The organism is Pedobacter borealis DSM 19626 (assembly GCF_000708285.2).
Classification (GTDB): Bacteria; Bacteroidota; Bacteroidia; order Sphingobacteriales; family Sphingobacteriaceae; genus Pedobacter; species Pedobacter borealis.
The window spans coordinates 1-18,422 of sequence record NZ_JAUG01000041.1 but is presented as its reverse complement, the minus strand read 5'-3'; the positions used below and the strand labels follow the sequence as shown (position 1 = coordinate 18,422).

The following is an 18,422-nucleotide window of genomic DNA, read 5'->3' as shown; positions in this document are numbered from 1 at the left end:
TATGAGAAAGCTACCATTTTTAATGCTGCTTTTTGTGGCAGTATCGTTTTCTGCATTTGCACAGAACAAAGATGCTATTGTAGGCAAATGGCTTAATCCATCAGGCGAAGGGCAAATAGAAATTTATAAAAAAGGCGATAAATATTATGGGAAATTAGCCTGGATGAAGGAACCGAATTTAAATGGTAAACCTAAATTAGATGCGAAAAACCCGGACGAAAAGCTACAGAAACGCGCATTATTGAATCTGGAAATATTGAAAGATTTTGTTTACGATGATGGCAAGTGGACTGATGGAACAATTTACGATCCAAAAAGTGGCAAAACATACAGCTGTAATATGTCTTTAAAAAGTAACGATGTGTTAAACGTTCGTGGTTATGTAGGTATTTCTCTTTTAGGCCGATCAGAAACTTTTAGACGAGTAAAATAATTTATAGATGAAGAAAATTTTATGGTGCCTTTTAATGGCACCTTTTTTTTGCACCGCGCAGTCGTATTCCTTTAAACCCTTAAACGAGAATACTAAAACCAGTTTGCGGGGTTTAAGTGTCGTATCAGATCGGGTTACCTGGGTAAGTGGTAGTAATGGATCGGTAGGTAAAACTACTGATGGTGGTATAACCTGGAAATGGTTAAAACCCAAAGGTTACGAAAAAATCGATTTCAGGGATATCGAAGCTTTCGATGATAAACAGGCCATTATTGTGGGGATTGCCTCTCCGGCATATATCCTGAAAACCGTTGATGGTGGCGAAACCTGGACAGAAAATTATAAAAATGTAGATTCAGCTATATTTTTGGACGGGCTAAGTTTTTGGGATAAAAATAAAGGAATCATTTTCGGTGATCCCATAAATGATAAAATGCAATTACTTAAAACTGTAGACGCAGGTAAAAGCTGGCAAGATATTTCAGCAAATCTAAAAACCAATTTGGCTAAAGGTGAAGCAGGTTTTGCAGCCAGTGGAACAACCATTAAAACATTACCTGGTGGTAAAACCTGGATTGCAGCAGGTGGAACGGTATCTAATATTTACTTTTCTCCAGATTATGGACAAAACTGGCAAGTATTTAAATGCCCCATTTTGCAGGGCGAAAATAGTACGGGTCCTTTCTCGATCGATTTTTTGAATGAAAAAATTGGTGTAACTGTTGGCGGAAACTATGTAAAAGATAAAGAAAACACCAATAATATTCTTTTAACGAGCGATGGAGGCAAAACCTGGCAAAAGCCAGCTACCCCGGTTTTAGGCTTCCGATCGGCCGTAACCTATATTAATGCTAAAACCTTAATTGCTACAGGTACTTCAGGAACAGATATTTCTACTGATGGTGGCCAAAACTGGAAGCATATTTCTGATAAAAGTTTTAATGCCGTTCAAAAAGCCAAAAAAGGTAAACAGATTATTCTGGCCGGAGAGAAAGGTGCTATTTATCAGCTAACTACTAATTGATAAAGGGGGCATGACAAATTTCATTTTTATCTCACCTCATCGTCCTGCTGAGCTTGTTTCATATCGTTTCAGCAGAAAGTAGGCCGTATCATAAAGTTGTATTTCCTATAGAATTTGTCACGTTGAGCCTGTCGAAACGCCTTTAAGACATTTAAGAAAGGTTCTTCGACAAGCTCTCCGTAGGAGTCCTTTGGACAGGATGACAATTTACACTTATTATACAGCGCCTCGACGATAGGTCGTGGAATTTGTTGTAAACCATTAATAAAATTTCAGTCCTATTGCGTAACAGTTTTATTGATTAGGTATCTAATCAGTAAAACGATTCAATAAATAAAAAAGATTGAAGCATCGGGATTGATAAAATTTTGTTTCTTTGCTGTCAACTAAAACTTTAATTAAAAACATACACACACTCGCTCAATGGATTTTTTGCACACGATTTTAGGTGACGATATACAGGCCGGACTATTAATTATTTTGAATTTAATTGTGATCGAAAGTTTGCTTTCGGTAGACAATGCTGCTGTTTTGGCTACTATGGTAATGGATTTGCCAAAATCGCAAAGGGAAAAAGCATTAAAGTATGGCATTATTGGCGCTTATGTTTTTAGAGGGATCTGTTTGTTCCTGGCAGCATGGCTGGTTAAAATCTGGTGGTTAAAACCACTTGGTGGTCTATACCTGTTGTACCTGGCTTTCGATTATTTTAGAAAAAAGAACAATAAAGGCAAGGAAGAAGAAGAAGAGGAAGTAGACAAAAGCAAAAGCTGGATTTATAAATCTACTGTTGGTGTAATGGGTACTTTTTGGGCAACTGTTGCTTTGGTAGAGGTAATGGATCTGGCTTTCTCTATCGATAATGTTTTTGCTGCTGTGGCATTTACCGATCATATCTGGTTAATCTATATTGGTGTTTTTATCGGGATTTTGGCTATGCGTTTTGTAGCACAGGCATTTGTAAAACTAATGGAGAAATTTACCTTTTTAGAAACGGTAGCATTCATCGTAATTGGTGTTTTAGGAATTAAACTTACCTCATCGTTGGTAACACATTTCTATCCCGAATCGCCTATTTCTCACGCTATCGAAGGTGAAAAAACAGATCTTTTTGTCTCTATTTTTACGGTAGCTATTTTCATTATACCAGTATTAACATCCTTATTATTTAACTATCCCAAAAAACACAAAAGCGATATCATCATTTCGGACGATGCCGAAAAGGTATTGGATAAATCTTAAATTATAAGGCTTATCTGTGATAAATCTTACAATTAAACCTTGGTAATATTACAATCAAATTTGTAATATTAGAATTTATAAACAGATTAGGAAACAGGTTGCAATGGCTTTTTACAAACATTACTCATTCGATCTTTGGTTAACGTTGATTAAATCAAATCCAGCGTATAAACAGGAGCGGACACAATATTTTTACCAGAAATTTAATACTAAGCATAAAAATTTAGCAGAAATTGCTGTTATTTTTCGCCAGGTAGATTTAATGGTAAACGCTATTAATGAGCGGACAGGGAAAAATGTGGATGCTGATGAAATGTATTTAATGATCATCAGTATGATCAATGATTACGATTTCAATTTTCATGATGTGGATCTGCAGGAGATTGATCACGACATGGAACAACTGGTTTTTACCCACATGCCTTTGCTGTATAGCGAAAGTTCTTTAACCGTATTGGAACAGCTTAAGTCAACAGGTTTAAGTTCGACCAATATTTTAAGCAATACTGGTTTTATAAAAGGGAAAACCTTAAAAAAAGTAATCAGTCATTTGGGTATCGATCAGTTTATCGATTTTCAACTGTATTCTGATGAAGTAAGGATGTCTAAACCCAATACCGGATTTTTTCAGTTGATGTTAGATACCATCGATAGGGAAAAACATCCGGAGTTAATGCTAAAAGATGTAATCCATGTTGGCGATAACCCACATGCTGATGTTCGTGGGGCAGAAGCATTGGGAATTAACAGTATGCTCATCAATTCCAATCATCTATCTATCTCAAACCTACTCTATGATACCGTATAATTTCTCACTCCATAAAATAGACAATACAGTCGATTTTGGCTTTAGCGCCGACGATTACAGTCGCTTTAAGTTTGGCGATGATCTGGTGGCCCGATCTTTTGGAAAAGACCTTGCCGATGGCTTTATCCGCTATTATTTAGCTGATAATGTGATTACCGATCAGATTGTGGTTATTTCTAGTCCTTATAGTTTTATTCCAACTGCAACCTTTGCCATGAAAAACTATTTCGTTTGTCAGCTTAACCGTTGGCTGGTGGAAAATGGTGGCTTGGCGGTACAGGAAACCAAAGTGCACAGAACCATTACCTATAAAGAAGATTATGGCGAGTTAAGTGCCGAAGAAAGGCTTTCGCTGATCGGAAACGATTCATTTCATATCGATAAAGATTTTCTCGCTGGTAAAACACTTTTATTTCTGGATGATATCAGAATTACCGGAAGCCATGAGCGGATGATCTTAAAAATGGCTAAGGAATATGGTTTAAAGAACGAAATGCACATGCTTTATTTTGCCGAACTGGTCAATAAAAATATTCATCCCAATGTAGAGAATTTTCTGAATTACCATCAGATCAAATCTATTTTTGATCTGGAAGAAATTATCGATAGCGGCAATTTTAGGTTTAATACCCGTATTGTAAAATACATTTTAAATACTACTTCGAGCAGTTTTAATCTATTTTTAGAACGTAGAAGTACCGATTTTATCAATCAGCTTTACGACCTATCCCTGGGGAATAACTACCATACCATAGAAGCGTATGCTAAAAATTTACATCTTATAAAAGACTATATCAAAAACAACAATTATAAATTAATTTAAATATGGCTATTAATTTGCAAAAGGGGCAAAGAGAAAATATCGATGCTCCTAAATTTACAATAGGTTTAGGTTGGGATACCAACAGCTCTTCAACAGGTTCTGCATTCGATTTAGATGCTTCAGTTTTTTTACTAAACGATCAGAAAAAACTGATTTCAGACGAAAGCTTTGTATTCTACAATAATTTGGTTTCTCCAGATGGTTCGGTAGAGCATACAGGTGATAACTTAACCGGTGATGGTGATGGCGATGATGAGCAGATCAAAATTGATTTAACCAAAGCTGATGCTAAAGTAAACGAGATCTGTATTGTGGTAACCATCCACGATGCTGACAACAGAAGACAAAATTTTGGTCAGGTTAGAAACTCTTTCATCCGTATTTTTGATGCTGTAACCAATGAGGTGATCTTAAAATACGAATTAGAAGAAGATTTCTCTATCGAAACGGCAGTAGAATTTGGAAGAATTTACAAACGCGAAGGCAAATGGAAATTTGAAGCCGTTGGCGTAGGTATGAAAGGTGGTTTACAGGATTATTTAAACAAATATCAATAATATTATGGCAATCAATCTTCAAAAAGGACAGCGTATCAGTCTGGAAAAAAGTAATGGCAGCAAACTTCACAATGTTTGTGTAGGTATTAACTGGGGTGCCATTGAAAAGAAAGGCCTTTTCGGTTTCGGATCATCAAAAGAAGCTGTAGATTTAGATGCAAGCTGCGCGTTATATAACGAAAACAAACAACTATTAGAGGTCGTTTATTTCGGTAACCTAAAATCTAAAAATGGTTCAGTAAAACATAGTGGTGATGATTTAACTGGCGATATGGGTGGTGATGATGGTTTAGATAACGAGATTATCACACTTGATTTCTCTCAGTTAGACGCTAATGTAAACTATGTAGCTTTTGTTTTGAACAGCTTTAGAGGTCATGATTTTGGAACGATTCCGTTTGCCTCTATCCGCATTTACGAAGGTACAACCAAACGTGTAAACGAAGTTTTCGCTAAATATGATATTGCTAACGGAGCCAACTTTGCTGGTCACGTATCGATGGTAATGGGCGTTTTTTACAAGAAAAACAGCGAATGGAAATTTAATGCCATTGGCGAACCAACCAAAGATAAAAAACTCGAAGAGACCGTTAAAACTGTAACTCAAAACTATTTATAGGCCGTAAAGCTGGTCATTAATCAAACTATGGAAACCAACCCAAACGTTACCCAAGCCCTTACTCCGGTTAAACTGGATAAAGATGGCAATGTGGATCTCGAGAAAATAAGCTCAGAGGAAACAGTTAAATACAATGAAATTGGAAAATCGTTAGAACCATCAGATGTAAATTCTATCCTGAATTACGGAAGCGATGCCCAAAACTCAATGGAAAAATACAGTAACGAGTTTTTATCGTCTGTGCGGACCTATAACAGCGGAGAAGTTGGCGGTTTAATTAACGAACTGCTTACCGAACTGAATTATATTGATGTTTCCGAATTGGAGCAAAGCGGCTTCAAAAGCTTTATCTCTAAAATTCCGTTTTTAAAGAGCCTTGTTGTTGATGTGAAGAAACTTTTCCAGAAATATGATGTGGTGGTGAATAATATTGATAAAATCACCAACAAAATTAAAGCTGGAAGGTTAAACTCGATTAAAGACAACAGTTCGCTGCAAACCATGTTCGATAGCAATGTTGGTTACATCCACCAAATGGAGGAACTAATTATTGCCGGACAGATGAAATATAACGAGCTGAACATCAAACTTGCTGAAATGGAGGGCCGACCTGCCGATTATCAGGATTATGAAATTGCCGATTTAAGGGATTTCATTAGCCGCCTGGATAAAAGACTGGCCGATATGAAGATTGTTCGTTTCATTATGCTGCAATCTTTAGCGCAAATCCGTGTAGTACAGAACAACAATACCTCAATTGCAGAAAAAGCACAGTCGATTGTATCTACAACCATTCCGGTGTGGAAAAACCAACTGACTATTACTGTTGCTTTACAAAGGCAGAAAGCCAATGTAGAGATGCAAAAGAAAATTTCGGACACCACCAATACCATTTTGCAGAAAAATGCGGAGATGCTGAAACAAAACAGTATCGATGTAGCCAAAGAGAATGAAAAAACAGTAGTATCTTTGGAGACCTTGAAACAAACCACTTCATCGTTAATTGAAACGCTTAATGAGGTTAAACAGATCCATGAAGCGGGTGCACAGAGTAGAAGAGTGCTAGATGGCGAACTTAAAACTTTGGAAACAGAGTTGAAAAAGAACGTAACGAGGGTGAGTTAATTAAAATATGGATGAATACCGTTTAAATATTATCAAAAAATCAAGCGCAGAAATCAACCGTTTACAGTTGCTCTCTGTGTTTTTTGATGATGAGGTGATTTATAAAATTTATTTAAGAAGCCAGGTTATTCATCAACTTTTTGCCAATAATGAAGAATTAGAGATCGAAAAATTAGATCTTTTCCATCTTCAGTTTACCGATAGCGTGATCGAACTGCTCAAAAAAATTAAAAAGAGCAATGAGAAAAACGTATCGCTCATTTACGATGAAATTGACCTGAATGAAGAACTGATCGACCGCATGGCAGGTGCGCTTGTTGATCAGAAAAGTTTTCAACAGGATAAACAAAAGCAATCGTTAAAAGTGAACCTATCGCTGCGGAAACTATTCAGTGTGCTTTCTGAGCTCAGTTCCGATTTTCCCTTTTCTAAAAATATCAATGTTTTTAGTTCCAGATACGCCAACGATTTTTATTTTGATCTTAAACCGGATCAATTTGCTAAACTGATTGATTTTCATGGTAAACAGGTGTATACCAACGTTTATGCAACCATCGAGAAAAAATTGATGGGCAAATTGTGTAAGTACGATTTTCGGACCGAATTTTATATTGGTTTAAAATCGGGCGAACTGGTAATTGAAGTATATAAATTTTTGGATATAGATAGTTATTACCTGTTTTTTCCAAGCAGAAACCTGTTTTTGTTCTGCGATTTAACCATTTTGAAAGATTTGGATATGTCTAATAATCTTTCAGAACGGGAACGGATTGTACAGGAACTGCAATATAAAAACGATAAATTAAAAAGTAATGCTGCGGTTTTAAAAACAGCAATTCCGAATGAGATTGTTAATTTGTTAGAAGATAGTTATGGTAAAATATCTGATATCAATTTCCTGAACCACCTCAATAATTTCGATGTACAATCGAATATTTTGAAGACAATGTTGAAAACGGATTTGTTTTAGATTGGTTTTTACCACCTAAGACACCTGAGCGCAGCTAAGAAGTATCGTGCCTATTAATCATCACTGTCGCAAGAAATCGTCATCCGATAGCTATCGGATGCGAGGAGGAACGACCAAGCAATCTTACAACTAAGGTTTTATGCAAGGTTAGTTAAGTTTTTTGGAAATCAATTATAGCACTTTTCGGTATTGGCAGTCCCGCTTTTTATTCCAAGTCCTCGCTCGTGCCTCGCTGTGGGCTTTACATTGCAATCGGGTTTAAGTGGCAGAGTTAGTGGTACTATTAAGATATTCTACCTACTAACCTTTAAATAAACCCGACAGAGCGGAATAGCCCGCAGCGCAGCGAGGACTATAAGTGATGGCGGGGCCACAGCACCTATTAAACACCGAATGCACGTTTCCAAAATAGAGAAGTGGTTATTCCCGAGATTAACGAAAGCTTGTCCTGAAAGGTGCTATGTGTGGACACACCTTTGTTAATTTTATATCTGTTTTTAGCACCCAGTACTAAGACGATCGTCATGCTGAATTTATTTTACAAGTAGAAGTAATGTTTTCAATTGCCTTGTAGCTACTACGTGGTCAGCATCTTTTTTGCAAAGTAGACCCTGAAATGAATTTACTACGTAGCTTTCCGCTGCGCTACAGGTCAGGGTGACGGCTCTGGGTTTTAACACTGAACTTCTTTTTTCAGTATGTTGTCTAACTACTACCGCGTCAACACCGCCAGTTTTTGTTTAAACAGATCAATTGTTCTGCTCCAGGCGAGTTTTGCTGCGGCTTCGTTATATCTGGTAGGTGAGGTATTGTTATTAAAAGCATGGTTTACACCATCGTAGATGTAAATTTTGTAATCAATTTTATTGTCTTTTAAAGCCTGCTCATAAGCTGGAATCCCGGCATTAATGCGTTCATCCAGGCCGCCATAATGCAGCATTAAGCTCGCTTTAATTTTAGGAACATCTGCCACATTGGCCTGTGCACCGTAATAAGCAACAGCTGCCTGTAGTTTAGGATCATTAACCGCTAATTTATTGGCCATTCCACCGCCCCAGCAAAAGCCCACGCAGCCTACTTTACCATTGCCGTCTTTTCTATTGCGTAAATAGTCCAATCCTTTTAAGTAGTTCTGTAAGTTCTTTTCAGGGTCTAATTTACCGATCAACTCGCGTCCCTTATCTTCATCTGTCGGGGTTCCACCAAGCGGCGAAAGGGCATCAACACCAAGGGCCAGGAAACCTTCGGCGGCAACACGTTTGGTTACATCAATAATATGTGGATTTAATCCCCTGTTTTCATGAATAACCAGTACGCAACCTAAGTTCTTTTTGCCTTTTGGTTTGGCCAGTACAGCTTTCATTTCACCATCAACACCAGCGTAGGTAATGTTTTCAACTTCGATATCATCACTGTTAAAATCTGCTGCAGCGGCATAATTATTCTCTAGCATAGGTAAAATAGTCATTGCCAATGCTGTGCTGCCCGCCAGGATAGCAAGCTTTCTCATAAAATCTTTTCTGCTTACCTGGCTATGGGTGTATTCATCGTACAGGTTGATTATTTTCTGATCCATCTTATTGATTTTGAATTACCATACAAGATAAACAAGGATGTCGAGATTTGAGGTAGCATTGCCTAAAAGTTACAATACATTTCTTCCCATTTTTTAATCAGTGTTACACGGTGTTTCGTATAACGAGGGGTTAAGAAGGCATTCGACCAATCATCGTAATTATCATAAAAGAATTTGAGGAAGAAAATATGAAAGGTGATCCCCAGAAATGGAATGGCTTTTAATTCATCGTCAGTTAACGGCCTAACTCGCTGATAAGCATTTAAAAAGGTGTCGAAATCCTTTTCTGCCTGCTCTTTGGAAATTAGGTTATTTAATTGATGGAAAAAATAATGGTTAAGGAACGACATTAAATCGTTAATCAGGTAGCCTTCACCTGCAAAATCGAAATCAAAAAAGGTAATTTTTCCCGCTTTATCAAAATGGAAGTTTTTAGGAAAAAAATCATAGTGGCAATAGCCATAGCTGAATTTTGAAGTATTAAATCCTTCGAACTTTTTAACCACTTTATCAGCAATGTTGGTCAGGTAGTCAAATTCCTCAGGCATTTCTGTAAAATGAGGTTTTAAATCGCGCAAAGGCTCAAATAAAGTCGTTTCAAAGTTGAATATCGGTCTTGCATTATTCAGCTTTATTGAAGAAGTACTTTGGTGCAAGGTGGCCATGTCTTGGCCCAATTGGATAAGGTGCGCATTTTCCAGATCCAAAATCACCTTTCCTTCAGCAAAAGAAAACAGTATACCATTTCTTAAACCTTCGATGGCATTAAACTGTTGAATTTGTTTTCCATTTACATCGGTTATGGGGTAGGATACTGCGTTTCCGTTTGTCCTTAAAATATTGAGCAATTCTATTTCAGCTTCAATTTCATTGCGTTTGCGATGTGCATCGCGGTAGATTTTGAAGATGTATTTCTGACTTAGATTTTCCAGGATATAAGTGTCGTTTACATTTCTGATGAGTAACCGGCAAGTTGTGGATGGATCTAACCGATAAGCTTCAATTAAATGATCTTTTAAGGCAGCGGCTGATAAGGTAGAGTATTGTGCGGGGAAAATGTTTTGCATAAGTAGCGCTTTGGGGGTTCAAATATAAATTTTAGAAATGACATCTTCGCCATTAAATAAGACTACCTTACACTCCTTAGGCATATCGTTTTAAGATTAATACAATCTGTTGGAAAAAATATTTGATTGCCTTATCGATAGTTTTATCGAAGATAAAGTGGGCATTGCCGAAAACTTTTTAAGTGTTTCTTTAGCGGCTCATCTTAAAGATAACCTGATCGGGTTATTTGAAAATAAAAAACTTTTAAATGCTGGCGTGGGTAACGATACGGTTGTGAATCAAAACAAGTTGATTAGAAGCGATGTGATTTACTGGTTAGACAGAAAGCATAATAACCAATATGAAAATGATTTCTTCGATCTGATGGACGAATTTGTGGTTTATTTAAACCGTACCTGTTATACGGGTATCACCGGATACGAATTTCATTATACACTTTACGAATCGGGCACGTTCTACAAAAAACATATCGATCAGTTTCAGAACAACGGAAGCAGACAATATTCGATGATTATGTACCTGAACAGCGATTGGAAAATAGAAGATGGGGGAGAGCTACGTATTTATCATGTGGAGGAGGAACAGCATATCTCTCCCAATAACGGTAAAAGTGTTTTCTTTAAAAGTTCAGACCTGGCACACGAGGTATTGCTTACCAATAAACAAAGGATGAGTATTACAGGCTGGTTAAAGATCGGTTAAATTTAATCTTCAATATCGAGCAACTGTTTGATCATCCCTTATAAGATGCGTCTTGCTGAACTTGTTTCAGCATCTATTTTTGAAAAGCGTTATTGATAAGACCCTGAAACAAGTTCAGGGTGACGACCCTCTCCATAGATTCCAGGCTTCACTACACGCCGCTCGAATTGACGGATAATTGGATTGAAAAATTCTATGAGAAATCTCTAGGGGTATCGTCATTTCGACTGAAGCTCACCGATTTTTCATCGGTAGCGTAATGGAGAAATCTGTGTCCATAGCTTTAAAGCATCTTTAAAAGATTTCTCGACTGCGCTGCGCTCCGCTCGAAATGACGGATGATTGGATTGAAAAATTCTATGAGAAATCTTTGAACTTGGTTTGTAGCAACTTTAAAAGATTTCTCGACTTCGCTGTGCTCCGCTCGAAATGACGAAACTATTGGAGATAACGCATTATTTAGTTTTGGTCAATAAAAAAGCGCCGTTTCCTCATTTCAGGATCGGCGCTTCACTTGTTAAACGACTAGGTTTAATACGATTATGATCAATTTGCTCTAAAACCCTTTGGGGTGCATTGCATCTGACGTTTAAAAAATATATTAAAATTTGCGGGGTACTCGAAACCCAAACAATAAGCGATCTGTGCAATATTCCATTCGGTATGTTTCAGCAAGGCCACCGCTTCGGTTGCTATCCTTCTCGAAATGTGCTCAGAAGTGGTTTTGCCCGTTACTTCTTTTACCGCATGGTTTAAGTGATTTACATGCACTAACAAGCGGAAGGCGAAATCGTGGGCTGTTTTCAACTCCAAAATATGTTCTGTAGAACCAATGGGGAACTGCCTTTCCAATAATTCGATAAACAATGAAGTTAAACGCGCCGATGCATTATTCTGTTTAAAAACAACATCCTGAGGTTTAACCTTTAGTGCTTCATGAACAATAAGTTGCACATAGTTTCTTAACAGATCGTATTTATGGATGTAATCGCCATCCATTTCTTTCATCATTTTAGTAAAGATATCTGTTAAGATAACTTCCTGCTCTTCGTTAATATGAATTACCGGGCTATCATTAATGCGCCACAATAAAGAATCGCGAAGGGTTTCGTTACGGTTATGGATAAAATTCTCGGTAAATAAACAGAAGAAACCAGCAGGTTTTGGCGAAGTACTTTCCCATGAATATGGAATATTCGGATTGGTAAACAGTAATGCCCGTCCTTTAATTTCAATCTGCGCATCAGGATAATGCAAAATCCCATTGCCTATGATCAGCGAAATCTTATAAAAATCTCTGCGGCTGAAAACAGATGGTACGTTGCTGCAAACAGTAGTTCTGTTAAAAACATTAAAGTGCCCGATATCATTGATCATTCCTAAACTTGGCGTAGGAATTTCAGGCCTTGTGATTTTTAATTTATTGTAAAAATCCTCTAATGTTTCCTTTTTTTGAAGGGTAGAAAGCTCTTGATTTTTTGATAACATATTTTAAGTGCTTAATACAAGTAAAGTTACTGTTTAATCGTCATTCCTTCGTGCATTTCCTCGGTCGGTTCTGCCACTAATTTGTCACCTTCTGCTAAATCGCCGAAAACTTCTACCTTATCGTCGGTTTCACGGCCTTTTTTTACACCCACTTTAACCGCTTTGTTATCGGCTACTTTTAACACGAATAATCCTTCGCTGGTATCCAATAAAGCTTTTTTGGAAATGATAAAGGTGCTGGCATTGGCCGGAAGCGGAATGTTCACTTCAGCAACCATACCCGGTAATAAAACCTTCGAAGCATTTGGTACATCCATTTCAATGCGTTCAGAACGTAAGCGTAAATCTAAAGCGCCTGATAAACGTTTCACCTTAGCCTTAAAGGTCTGGCTAGGCAAAGATTTAACGGTAAAACTAATCTCATCGCCAGCTTTTAAATATCCGGTATAAACTTCTGGAATGGAAACAGCCAAACGCAGGTTTTTCTGATCCTGTAAAGTAAATAAAGGTAAATCAGAGCCTTTACCTGTCGGACCAACATAAGCCCCTAAATTTACATTTCTGGCTGAAATAATTCCGCTGAACGGTGCCCTGATGGCTAAATAATCCTGAACTGAACCCACTTCTTTATAAGCCGCCTTTGCTGCTTCAAGTTGTGCAAGGTCTGCGTTTTTTTTTGCCATAGCCTGGTCCAGGTCATTTGTAGAGATCGTTCCAGGGGTTTTACTGGTTTCGTATAAACGGTTATAATTCGCTTTGCTCGCAGTATAAATGGCTTCCTGTGCTTTTATCCGCGACTGTGTTGCAGCCAGTTGGGAAGTCATTTCAGGTGCTTCCAAAGTCATTAACAATTGACCTTTACTTACTTCTGAGCCGATATCAACTTTTAGGGTTTTTACGAAGCTGCTTACTTTAGCGTATAGATCAACTTGTTGCAAAGCAATTAATTCGCCTGGCAAACTCAGTTTGGTGGATAGCTTCTCTTTTTTAAGATCGAAGGTGGCTATAGCTGCTTCTTTTTCTTTCTTGGGTGTTACTTTCGATTCGGAGCGCCCACAGCCATACATGGCCGTTAACACTAAAAATCCTGTACTTAATAATCCTGTTGAAAATATCTTCGTATTCATTTATGATGATGATTTATTCTTTTTCTTGTAAACCTTTAATGTAATGGATGCTTTCTTCGTCTTCCGGATCAAGCGACATCGAATTGGTAGTCTGTTTTCCCTGAACCCATGCAAATACCAATGGCAATATAATGAGTACGGCGAATGTTGAAGCCAGTAAGCCACCAATAAGGGCTCTGCCTAGTGGCGAAACCGCTCCACCACCTTCACCATGACCGATGGCCATTGGCAACATACCCGCAATCATCGCAATACTCGTCATGATAATTGGGCGCAAACGCAATGCTGCAGCTTCGCGTGCCGATTCGAGTGCATTTTCATTGTGCTTTCTTAGTTGCTCTGCATTGGTGATGAGCAATACCGCATTGGCGATAGATACCCCGACCGACATGATAATCCCCATATAAGATTGCAGGTTTAAGGTTGATCCGGTAATGGTTAATAACAATAGTGAACCTAAAATAACTGCTGGTACAGTGGCTAAGATAACCAATGGAACTTTAAAAGACTGGAAATTGGCTGCCAGCATCAGGAAAATTACCACAATGGCCACAAATAAGCCAGATTGTAAGCTGTCTAAAGTATCAGTTAACACTCTACTTAAACCGATGGCGGTAACATTTAACCCCCTTGGCAGTTCGCCAACGTCTTTGATGGCTTTTTCTACATCTTTTGATGCTGTACCCAGATCCATATGGTAAAGGTTCGCCGTTACCGATAGGAAAGGCATAGCACCAATGTTATCGTTTTCGCCAGCCGTGGTATCAGCAGTAATTTTTGCCACATCGCTCAAAACTGGTCGTGCCGAATTTTTCAATAACGGAATTTCTCCAATATCATCTTTACTGGTCATTTGGTTAAGTGGTACCTGAACCTGAACACTATAAGGCAAAGCCGCTTTTTCATCTAACCAGATATTTTTGTCCGTATAACGTGATGATGAAGTTGAGGCAATCAATGATCTCGAAATATCGGCCATATCCACCCCAATCTGCGCTGCACGAGTCCTGTCGATATCGATATTTAATGATGGATATTTAATGGGCTGTGCGAGCTGAACATCGCGCATGTAAGGGATTTCCTTCAGTTCTGCGAGGATTTTATTGGCATACTTTTCATTCAGCTTTTTGTTTTTGCCTGCAATACGTACTTCAACAGGGGTAGGAGAGCCTTGGCTCAAAACCTTATCCGTTAGCTCAATCGGCTCGAAAGAAAGTTTAACATCAGGCAGAACTTTTTTGATTTTCTCCCTGAACTGATCCTTAAAATCGTCCATATCTTCCTCAAAGTCTTTTAAACTTACCTGGAAAACAGCTTCGTGCGGACCTGCCATAAACTGGTAGATGGGGTTCACCGAAAACTGGGCAGGGTGTTGACCAACATAAACAGAAGAAATGCCCATATGCTCTTCTCCGACCATTTTTTTCAGCTCAGCCAAAACCACATTTGCTTTTTCTTCGGTACGTTCTAAACGTGTTCCATCAGGTGCACGTAAACGCAACTGAAACTGACTTGAGTTAACTCTTGGCAAAACATCGCGACCAATATTAGCCAGTAATAATGCTGCTAAACCAATAATTACCACCAAATAAACCAAAACAACAGATTTTCGGTAAGGCAGTATCCGATCAAGGAAACGCATAAAACGGTTCCGGAATTTATCGAAGAAACCAATTTTGCCATTGCCACTAAAATCTTCTCGTTCAACCAGTACTCTTTTTTGGTTCAAGGTATCTTTTTCCGACTCGAGTGCAATGCCAGTTGCGGCAAAATCAGCTTCATCCTGTGTAATGCCTGGGTGATGTTCACAGCCTTTTTTTGGGTGTGCAACCATTAGCCAGTTGGCCATAATGGGTACAAAAGTTTGCGATAACAGGAATGAAACCACCATCGAAAAGCCGATTGCCAATGCCAAGGGTAAGAATAATGCTCCTGGAATCCCTGTCATGGTAAAGGCAGGTGCAAATACGGCAAGGATACAAAACAGGATTAACAGTTTTGGGAAGGCGATTTCCTTACAGGCATCCCAAATGGCCACGGCCTTGGGTTTGCCCATATCAAAATGCTGGTGGATGTTTTCTATCGTTACCGTCGATTCATCTACCAGAATACCAATGGCTAAAGCCAATCCGCTCAGCGTCATGATATTGATCGTTTGTCCGAATAATTTCAGGAACAAAACACCCGCAATAATAGAGGTTGGAATGGTGAGGATTACAATCAATGCTGCACGTTTATCGCCCAGGAAAAGTAAAACCATCAAACCTGTTAATATCGCACCGATTGCGCCCTCACTGATCAGACTTTTTACGGCGTTGATTACATAAACAGACTGGTCGAACTCGTAAGAAAGCTTAACATCTTCCGGTAAGGTATTTTGGATGTTCGGTAGGTTTTTCTTTAAGTTTTTAACCACATCCCAGGTAGAGGCATCTCCAGATTTAGCGATACTTAAATACACCGAGCGTTTACCGTTGATTAAGGCATAACCAGCTACTAAATCGGCTCCATCTTTAACGGTTGCTACATCGCGGAGCTGTAAATTTTGCACGCTGCCTTTAAATAAGGGAATGTTTTCAAAATCTTTAACCTTTTTAATGGTATAATTGGTTGGTGTGATATAGTTTTTATCGCCTATCCTCACATTTCCTGAAGGTGCGGTTTGGTTATTTAGCCTGATGGCTTCAACCACTTGGTCTACCGTTAGGTTATGTGAACGCAAAAGTGACGGATTCACATTGATTTCTATTGTTCTTGGACTACCACCAAAAGGGGCAGGAGAGAGCAAACCTGGTATAGCTGAAAAGCTAGGACGCACGTAAGTATTGGCCAGATCCTGCAATTCATTGTTGGTGCGGATAGGGCTGCTTAATACCAATTGTCCAACAGGAAGCGATGAAGCATCAAAACGGATCACGAACGGTGGTTGCGAACCTGGCGGGAAAATAGCTTGCGCCCTAGTAGATAGCGCACTTAGTTCTGCCGCCGCCTGGGCCATGTTGGTGCCCTCGTAGTAGGTTAGCTTCATTAGCATTAAACCCTGCGTATTTTTGGTTTCGATACTTTTAATACCGTTTGCAAAAAGCAAGATATTAACGTACTGTTTACCAAAATAAGCCTCCATTTGGTCGGGTGTGTAACCACCAAAGGGGTGCGCAATATAAATCACCGGAAGGTTCATCTGCGGAAGAATATCAACCTTGATCTGATTGATGGCCCCAATACCGAAAAAGAACAATCCAGCTACTAAAACTAAGATGGATATGGGCTTGCGGAGTGCGAAACGTATTAAATTCATTTATATAGCCAGATTAAAATTCGTTGATAAATATGTCGTAATTGCCAAGTGCTGCCGATTTTAGCAATAAGGCCTGCCAAACATTGGTAAAGGCAATATCCCGATCGGTTTCGGCACGGTTTAAGGTAAACAGCGCCTGTGTAAGATCTACTAACGTGGTAAGTCCGTTTTTGTAGAGCGTATTTTTCTGCAGATAAGCATCAGATGCTGCTTTTACCTGAATAGGTGCTTCTCTGTAATTGGCCAAAGCGTTGGTTAGTTTAGTTTCTGCAAGTGCCAATTGTGCTTTTAGTTGCTGATCAACCAGATTATATTCTTCCTTTAAACCCTGGCTAATGTATTCCTGTGCACGTACCTGCGGGCGGTTTTTAAGTAAGGTTGACAGGTTCCAGGTCATTCCTATGCCAATCAAATAGTTTCCACGGGTAGGGTTTATACCATCAGCATAACTGGTAGAATAAGCAGCCTGATCTAAGGCATAACCTGAGCTGAAACCCGAACCACGGCCCTGCATTACACCGAATAAGCTAAACGTAGGGTAGTATAATTTTTTGAAATAATTAACCTGTTGCTGGCTAACATCAACACGGTTTTGGTAAAACTTTAATAGTGGATGTGAGCTTTTGATCACTGTATCTGCCAGCAGGTTGCCAGGGATACGCGTAATTGAAGTGGTATCTAACTTGTATGAGGTTGCGGTCAATCCCATTAACACACCCAAACGGTTGGCCTGTTCCTGCTCTAAATCTTTAGCTTTTGTTAAAGCGATTTTTGCATTGGAAACTTCGGCTTTTGCGAAAGAAGAATCTACTCCCGCAATTAATCCGTTTTTAGCCCTGATGATGGCCGTATTTTTAAAGGTAATAGCGCGATCGAGATTTTTCTGTTGCGATTTGCTTAACCTTTGTGCGGCCAGCAGATTTAAATATGCTGCAGAAACACGGATTTCCTGCTGGAATTTCTCCTGTTCCAGGTCATTTTTGTCCCTTTGGTAAGCGGCATCGGCAATTTTAATGCGTTCCCTGATTTTTCCAAAAGTGAAGAAATCCCAGTTTACATTAGCCAGATAGAGCCCGCCAAATGCAGCATTCCAGTTTTGTTTGTCTAAGGAAGGACCAGATGAAGCCGTTCCCAAACCACCAAGACCATATTGCGGTCCGTTTTGGCCGTTAATGGTACCATAATCTTGTTGGGCACTTAAGCTGAAGTTCGGTAGATATTCTCTTTTGGCCTGTTGGATAGATGATTTTGATGCATTGGCATAATTATCTTTGGCCTTAATGGTGCCATAATTGTTTAATGCGGTGTTAACAGCTTGTTTAAGGCTAAGCGTTTGTGCACTTACACCGATGGATAGACTGATAAATAATAATAACGAAAAATAAAATAAAGATGTACGAGACATAGTGTATAATTTACACTGCAAATGTAAATTATGATCGTTATATCAAAGTATTCGGTTCAAATCAAAAATTATGCGAATCAAATAATAATCGAATTGTTACTTAAGGAGTAAAAAGGGGCAATTTCTGTTGCTAAAAACCTGAGTTCGATTATTAAAT

General features: G+C 38.7%; 16 protein-coding genes. 10 read left to right on the top strand and 6 right to left on the bottom strand.

The features are described from left to right. Position 1 precedes the first annotated feature (1 nt). The 9 genes from AW17_RS12745 (at position 2) to AW17_RS12705 (ending at position 7,601) form a co-directional block, all read left to right on the top strand. Positions 2–433 carry a DUF2147 domain-containing protein gene (locus tag AW17_RS12745; RefSeq protein WP_029276960.1) on the top strand — a complete coding sequence of 144 codons (432 nt, stop codon included), beginning with the start codon at positions 2–4 and terminating at the stop codon, positions 431–433. A gap of 7 nt (positions 434–440) precedes the next feature. Further along, on the top strand, positions 441–1,457 hold the full coding sequence (locus tag AW17_RS12740; RefSeq protein WP_029276958.1) for a WD40/YVTN/BNR-like repeat-containing protein: 1,017 nt from the start codon (positions 441–443) through the stop codon (positions 1,455–1,457). A gap of 423 nt (positions 1,458–1,880) precedes the next feature. After that, on the top strand, positions 1,881–2,699 hold the full coding sequence (locus AW17_RS12735) for a TerC family protein (protein ID WP_029276956.1): 819 nt from the start codon (positions 1,881–1,883) through the stop codon (positions 2,697–2,699). 103 nt (positions 2,700–2,802) lie between these two features. Next, complete coding sequence (locus AW17_RS12730; protein ID WP_029276955.1) at positions 2,803–3,507, top strand: HAD family hydrolase; 705 nt, start codon at positions 2,803–2,805, stop codon at positions 3,505–3,507. Further along, a complete protein-coding gene (locus tag AW17_RS12725; protein WP_029276954.1) occupies positions 3,494–4,330 on the top strand; it encodes a phosphoribosyltransferase family protein in 837 nt (278 codons plus the stop codon). The genes AW17_RS12730 and AW17_RS12725 overlap by 14 nt, the downstream gene beginning before the upstream one ends. A gap of 2 nt (positions 4,331–4,332) precedes the next feature. Continuing rightward, on the top strand, positions 4,333–4,887 hold the full coding sequence (locus AW17_RS12720) for a TerD family protein (RefSeq protein ID WP_029276953.1): 555 nt from the start codon (positions 4,333–4,335) through the stop codon (positions 4,885–4,887). 4 nt (positions 4,888–4,891) lie between these two features. Continuing rightward, entirely contained in the window at positions 4,892–5,506 is a 615-nt protein-coding gene (locus AW17_RS12715; RefSeq protein WP_029276952.1) for a TerD family protein, read from the top strand. A gap of 27 nt (positions 5,507–5,533) precedes the next feature. Next, entirely contained in the window at positions 5,534–6,631 is a 1,098-nt protein-coding gene (locus AW17_RS12710; protein ID WP_029276951.1) for a toxic anion resistance protein, read from the top strand. Positions 6,632–6,638: 7 nt separating this feature from the next. Beyond that, positions 6,639–7,601: a hypothetical protein gene (locus tag AW17_RS12705; protein WP_029276949.1), complete on the top strand. Its 963-nt coding sequence runs from the start codon at positions 6,639–6,641 to the stop codon at positions 7,599–7,601. A 712-nt stretch (positions 7,602–8,313) separates the two neighbouring features. Here the strand turns inward: AW17_RS12705 and AW17_RS12700 are convergent. Beyond that, the gene (locus tag AW17_RS12700) at positions 8,314–9,177 is read right to left on the bottom strand and encodes a dienelactone hydrolase family protein (RefSeq protein WP_029276947.1); all 864 of its coding nucleotides are present in this window, start codon (positions 9,175–9,177) and stop codon (positions 8,314–8,316) included. 62 nt (positions 9,178–9,239) lie between these two features. Then, complete coding sequence (locus tag AW17_RS12695; RefSeq protein WP_029276945.1) at positions 9,240–10,244, bottom strand: phosphotransferase enzyme family protein; 1,005 nt, start codon at positions 10,242–10,244, stop codon at positions 9,240–9,242. 109 nt (positions 10,245–10,353) lie between these two features. Between AW17_RS12695 and AW17_RS12690 the strand changes: the two genes are divergently transcribed. After that, the gene (locus AW17_RS12690) at positions 10,354–10,947 is read left to right on the top strand and encodes a 2OG-Fe(II) oxygenase (RefSeq protein ID WP_029276943.1); all 594 of its coding nucleotides are present in this window, start codon (positions 10,354–10,356) and stop codon (positions 10,945–10,947) included. Between the two features lie 546 nt (positions 10,948–11,493). On the opposite strand, the gene AW17_RS12685 is transcribed toward AW17_RS12690, so the two are convergent. From AW17_RS12685 to AW17_RS12670, 4 genes are read right to left on the bottom strand one after another with little or no spacing between them, the layout of a single operon-like run. Beyond that, positions 11,494–12,435 (bottom strand): helix-turn-helix domain-containing protein, encoded by a 942-nt coding sequence (locus AW17_RS12685; RefSeq protein WP_029276941.1) that lies wholly within the window; start codon positions 12,433–12,435, stop codon positions 11,494–11,496. A gap of 26 nt (positions 12,436–12,461) precedes the next feature. Next, positions 12,462–13,562 carry an efflux RND transporter periplasmic adaptor subunit gene (locus AW17_RS12680; protein ID WP_029276938.1) on the bottom strand — a complete coding sequence of 367 codons (1,101 nt, stop codon included), beginning with the start codon at positions 13,560–13,562 and terminating at the stop codon, positions 12,462–12,464. A gap of 13 nt (positions 13,563–13,575) precedes the next feature. Further along, positions 13,576–16,860, bottom strand: coding sequence for an efflux RND transporter permease subunit (locus tag AW17_RS12675; protein ID WP_029276936.1), 3,285 nt, complete (start codon positions 16,858–16,860; stop codon positions 13,576–13,578). A 13-nt stretch (positions 16,861–16,873) separates the two neighbouring features. Then, the gene (locus tag AW17_RS12670) at positions 16,874–18,265 is read right to left on the bottom strand and encodes a TolC family protein (protein WP_029276935.1); all 1,392 of its coding nucleotides are present in this window, start codon (positions 18,263–18,265) and stop codon (positions 16,874–16,876) included. Positions 18,266–18,422 lie beyond the last annotated feature (157 nt).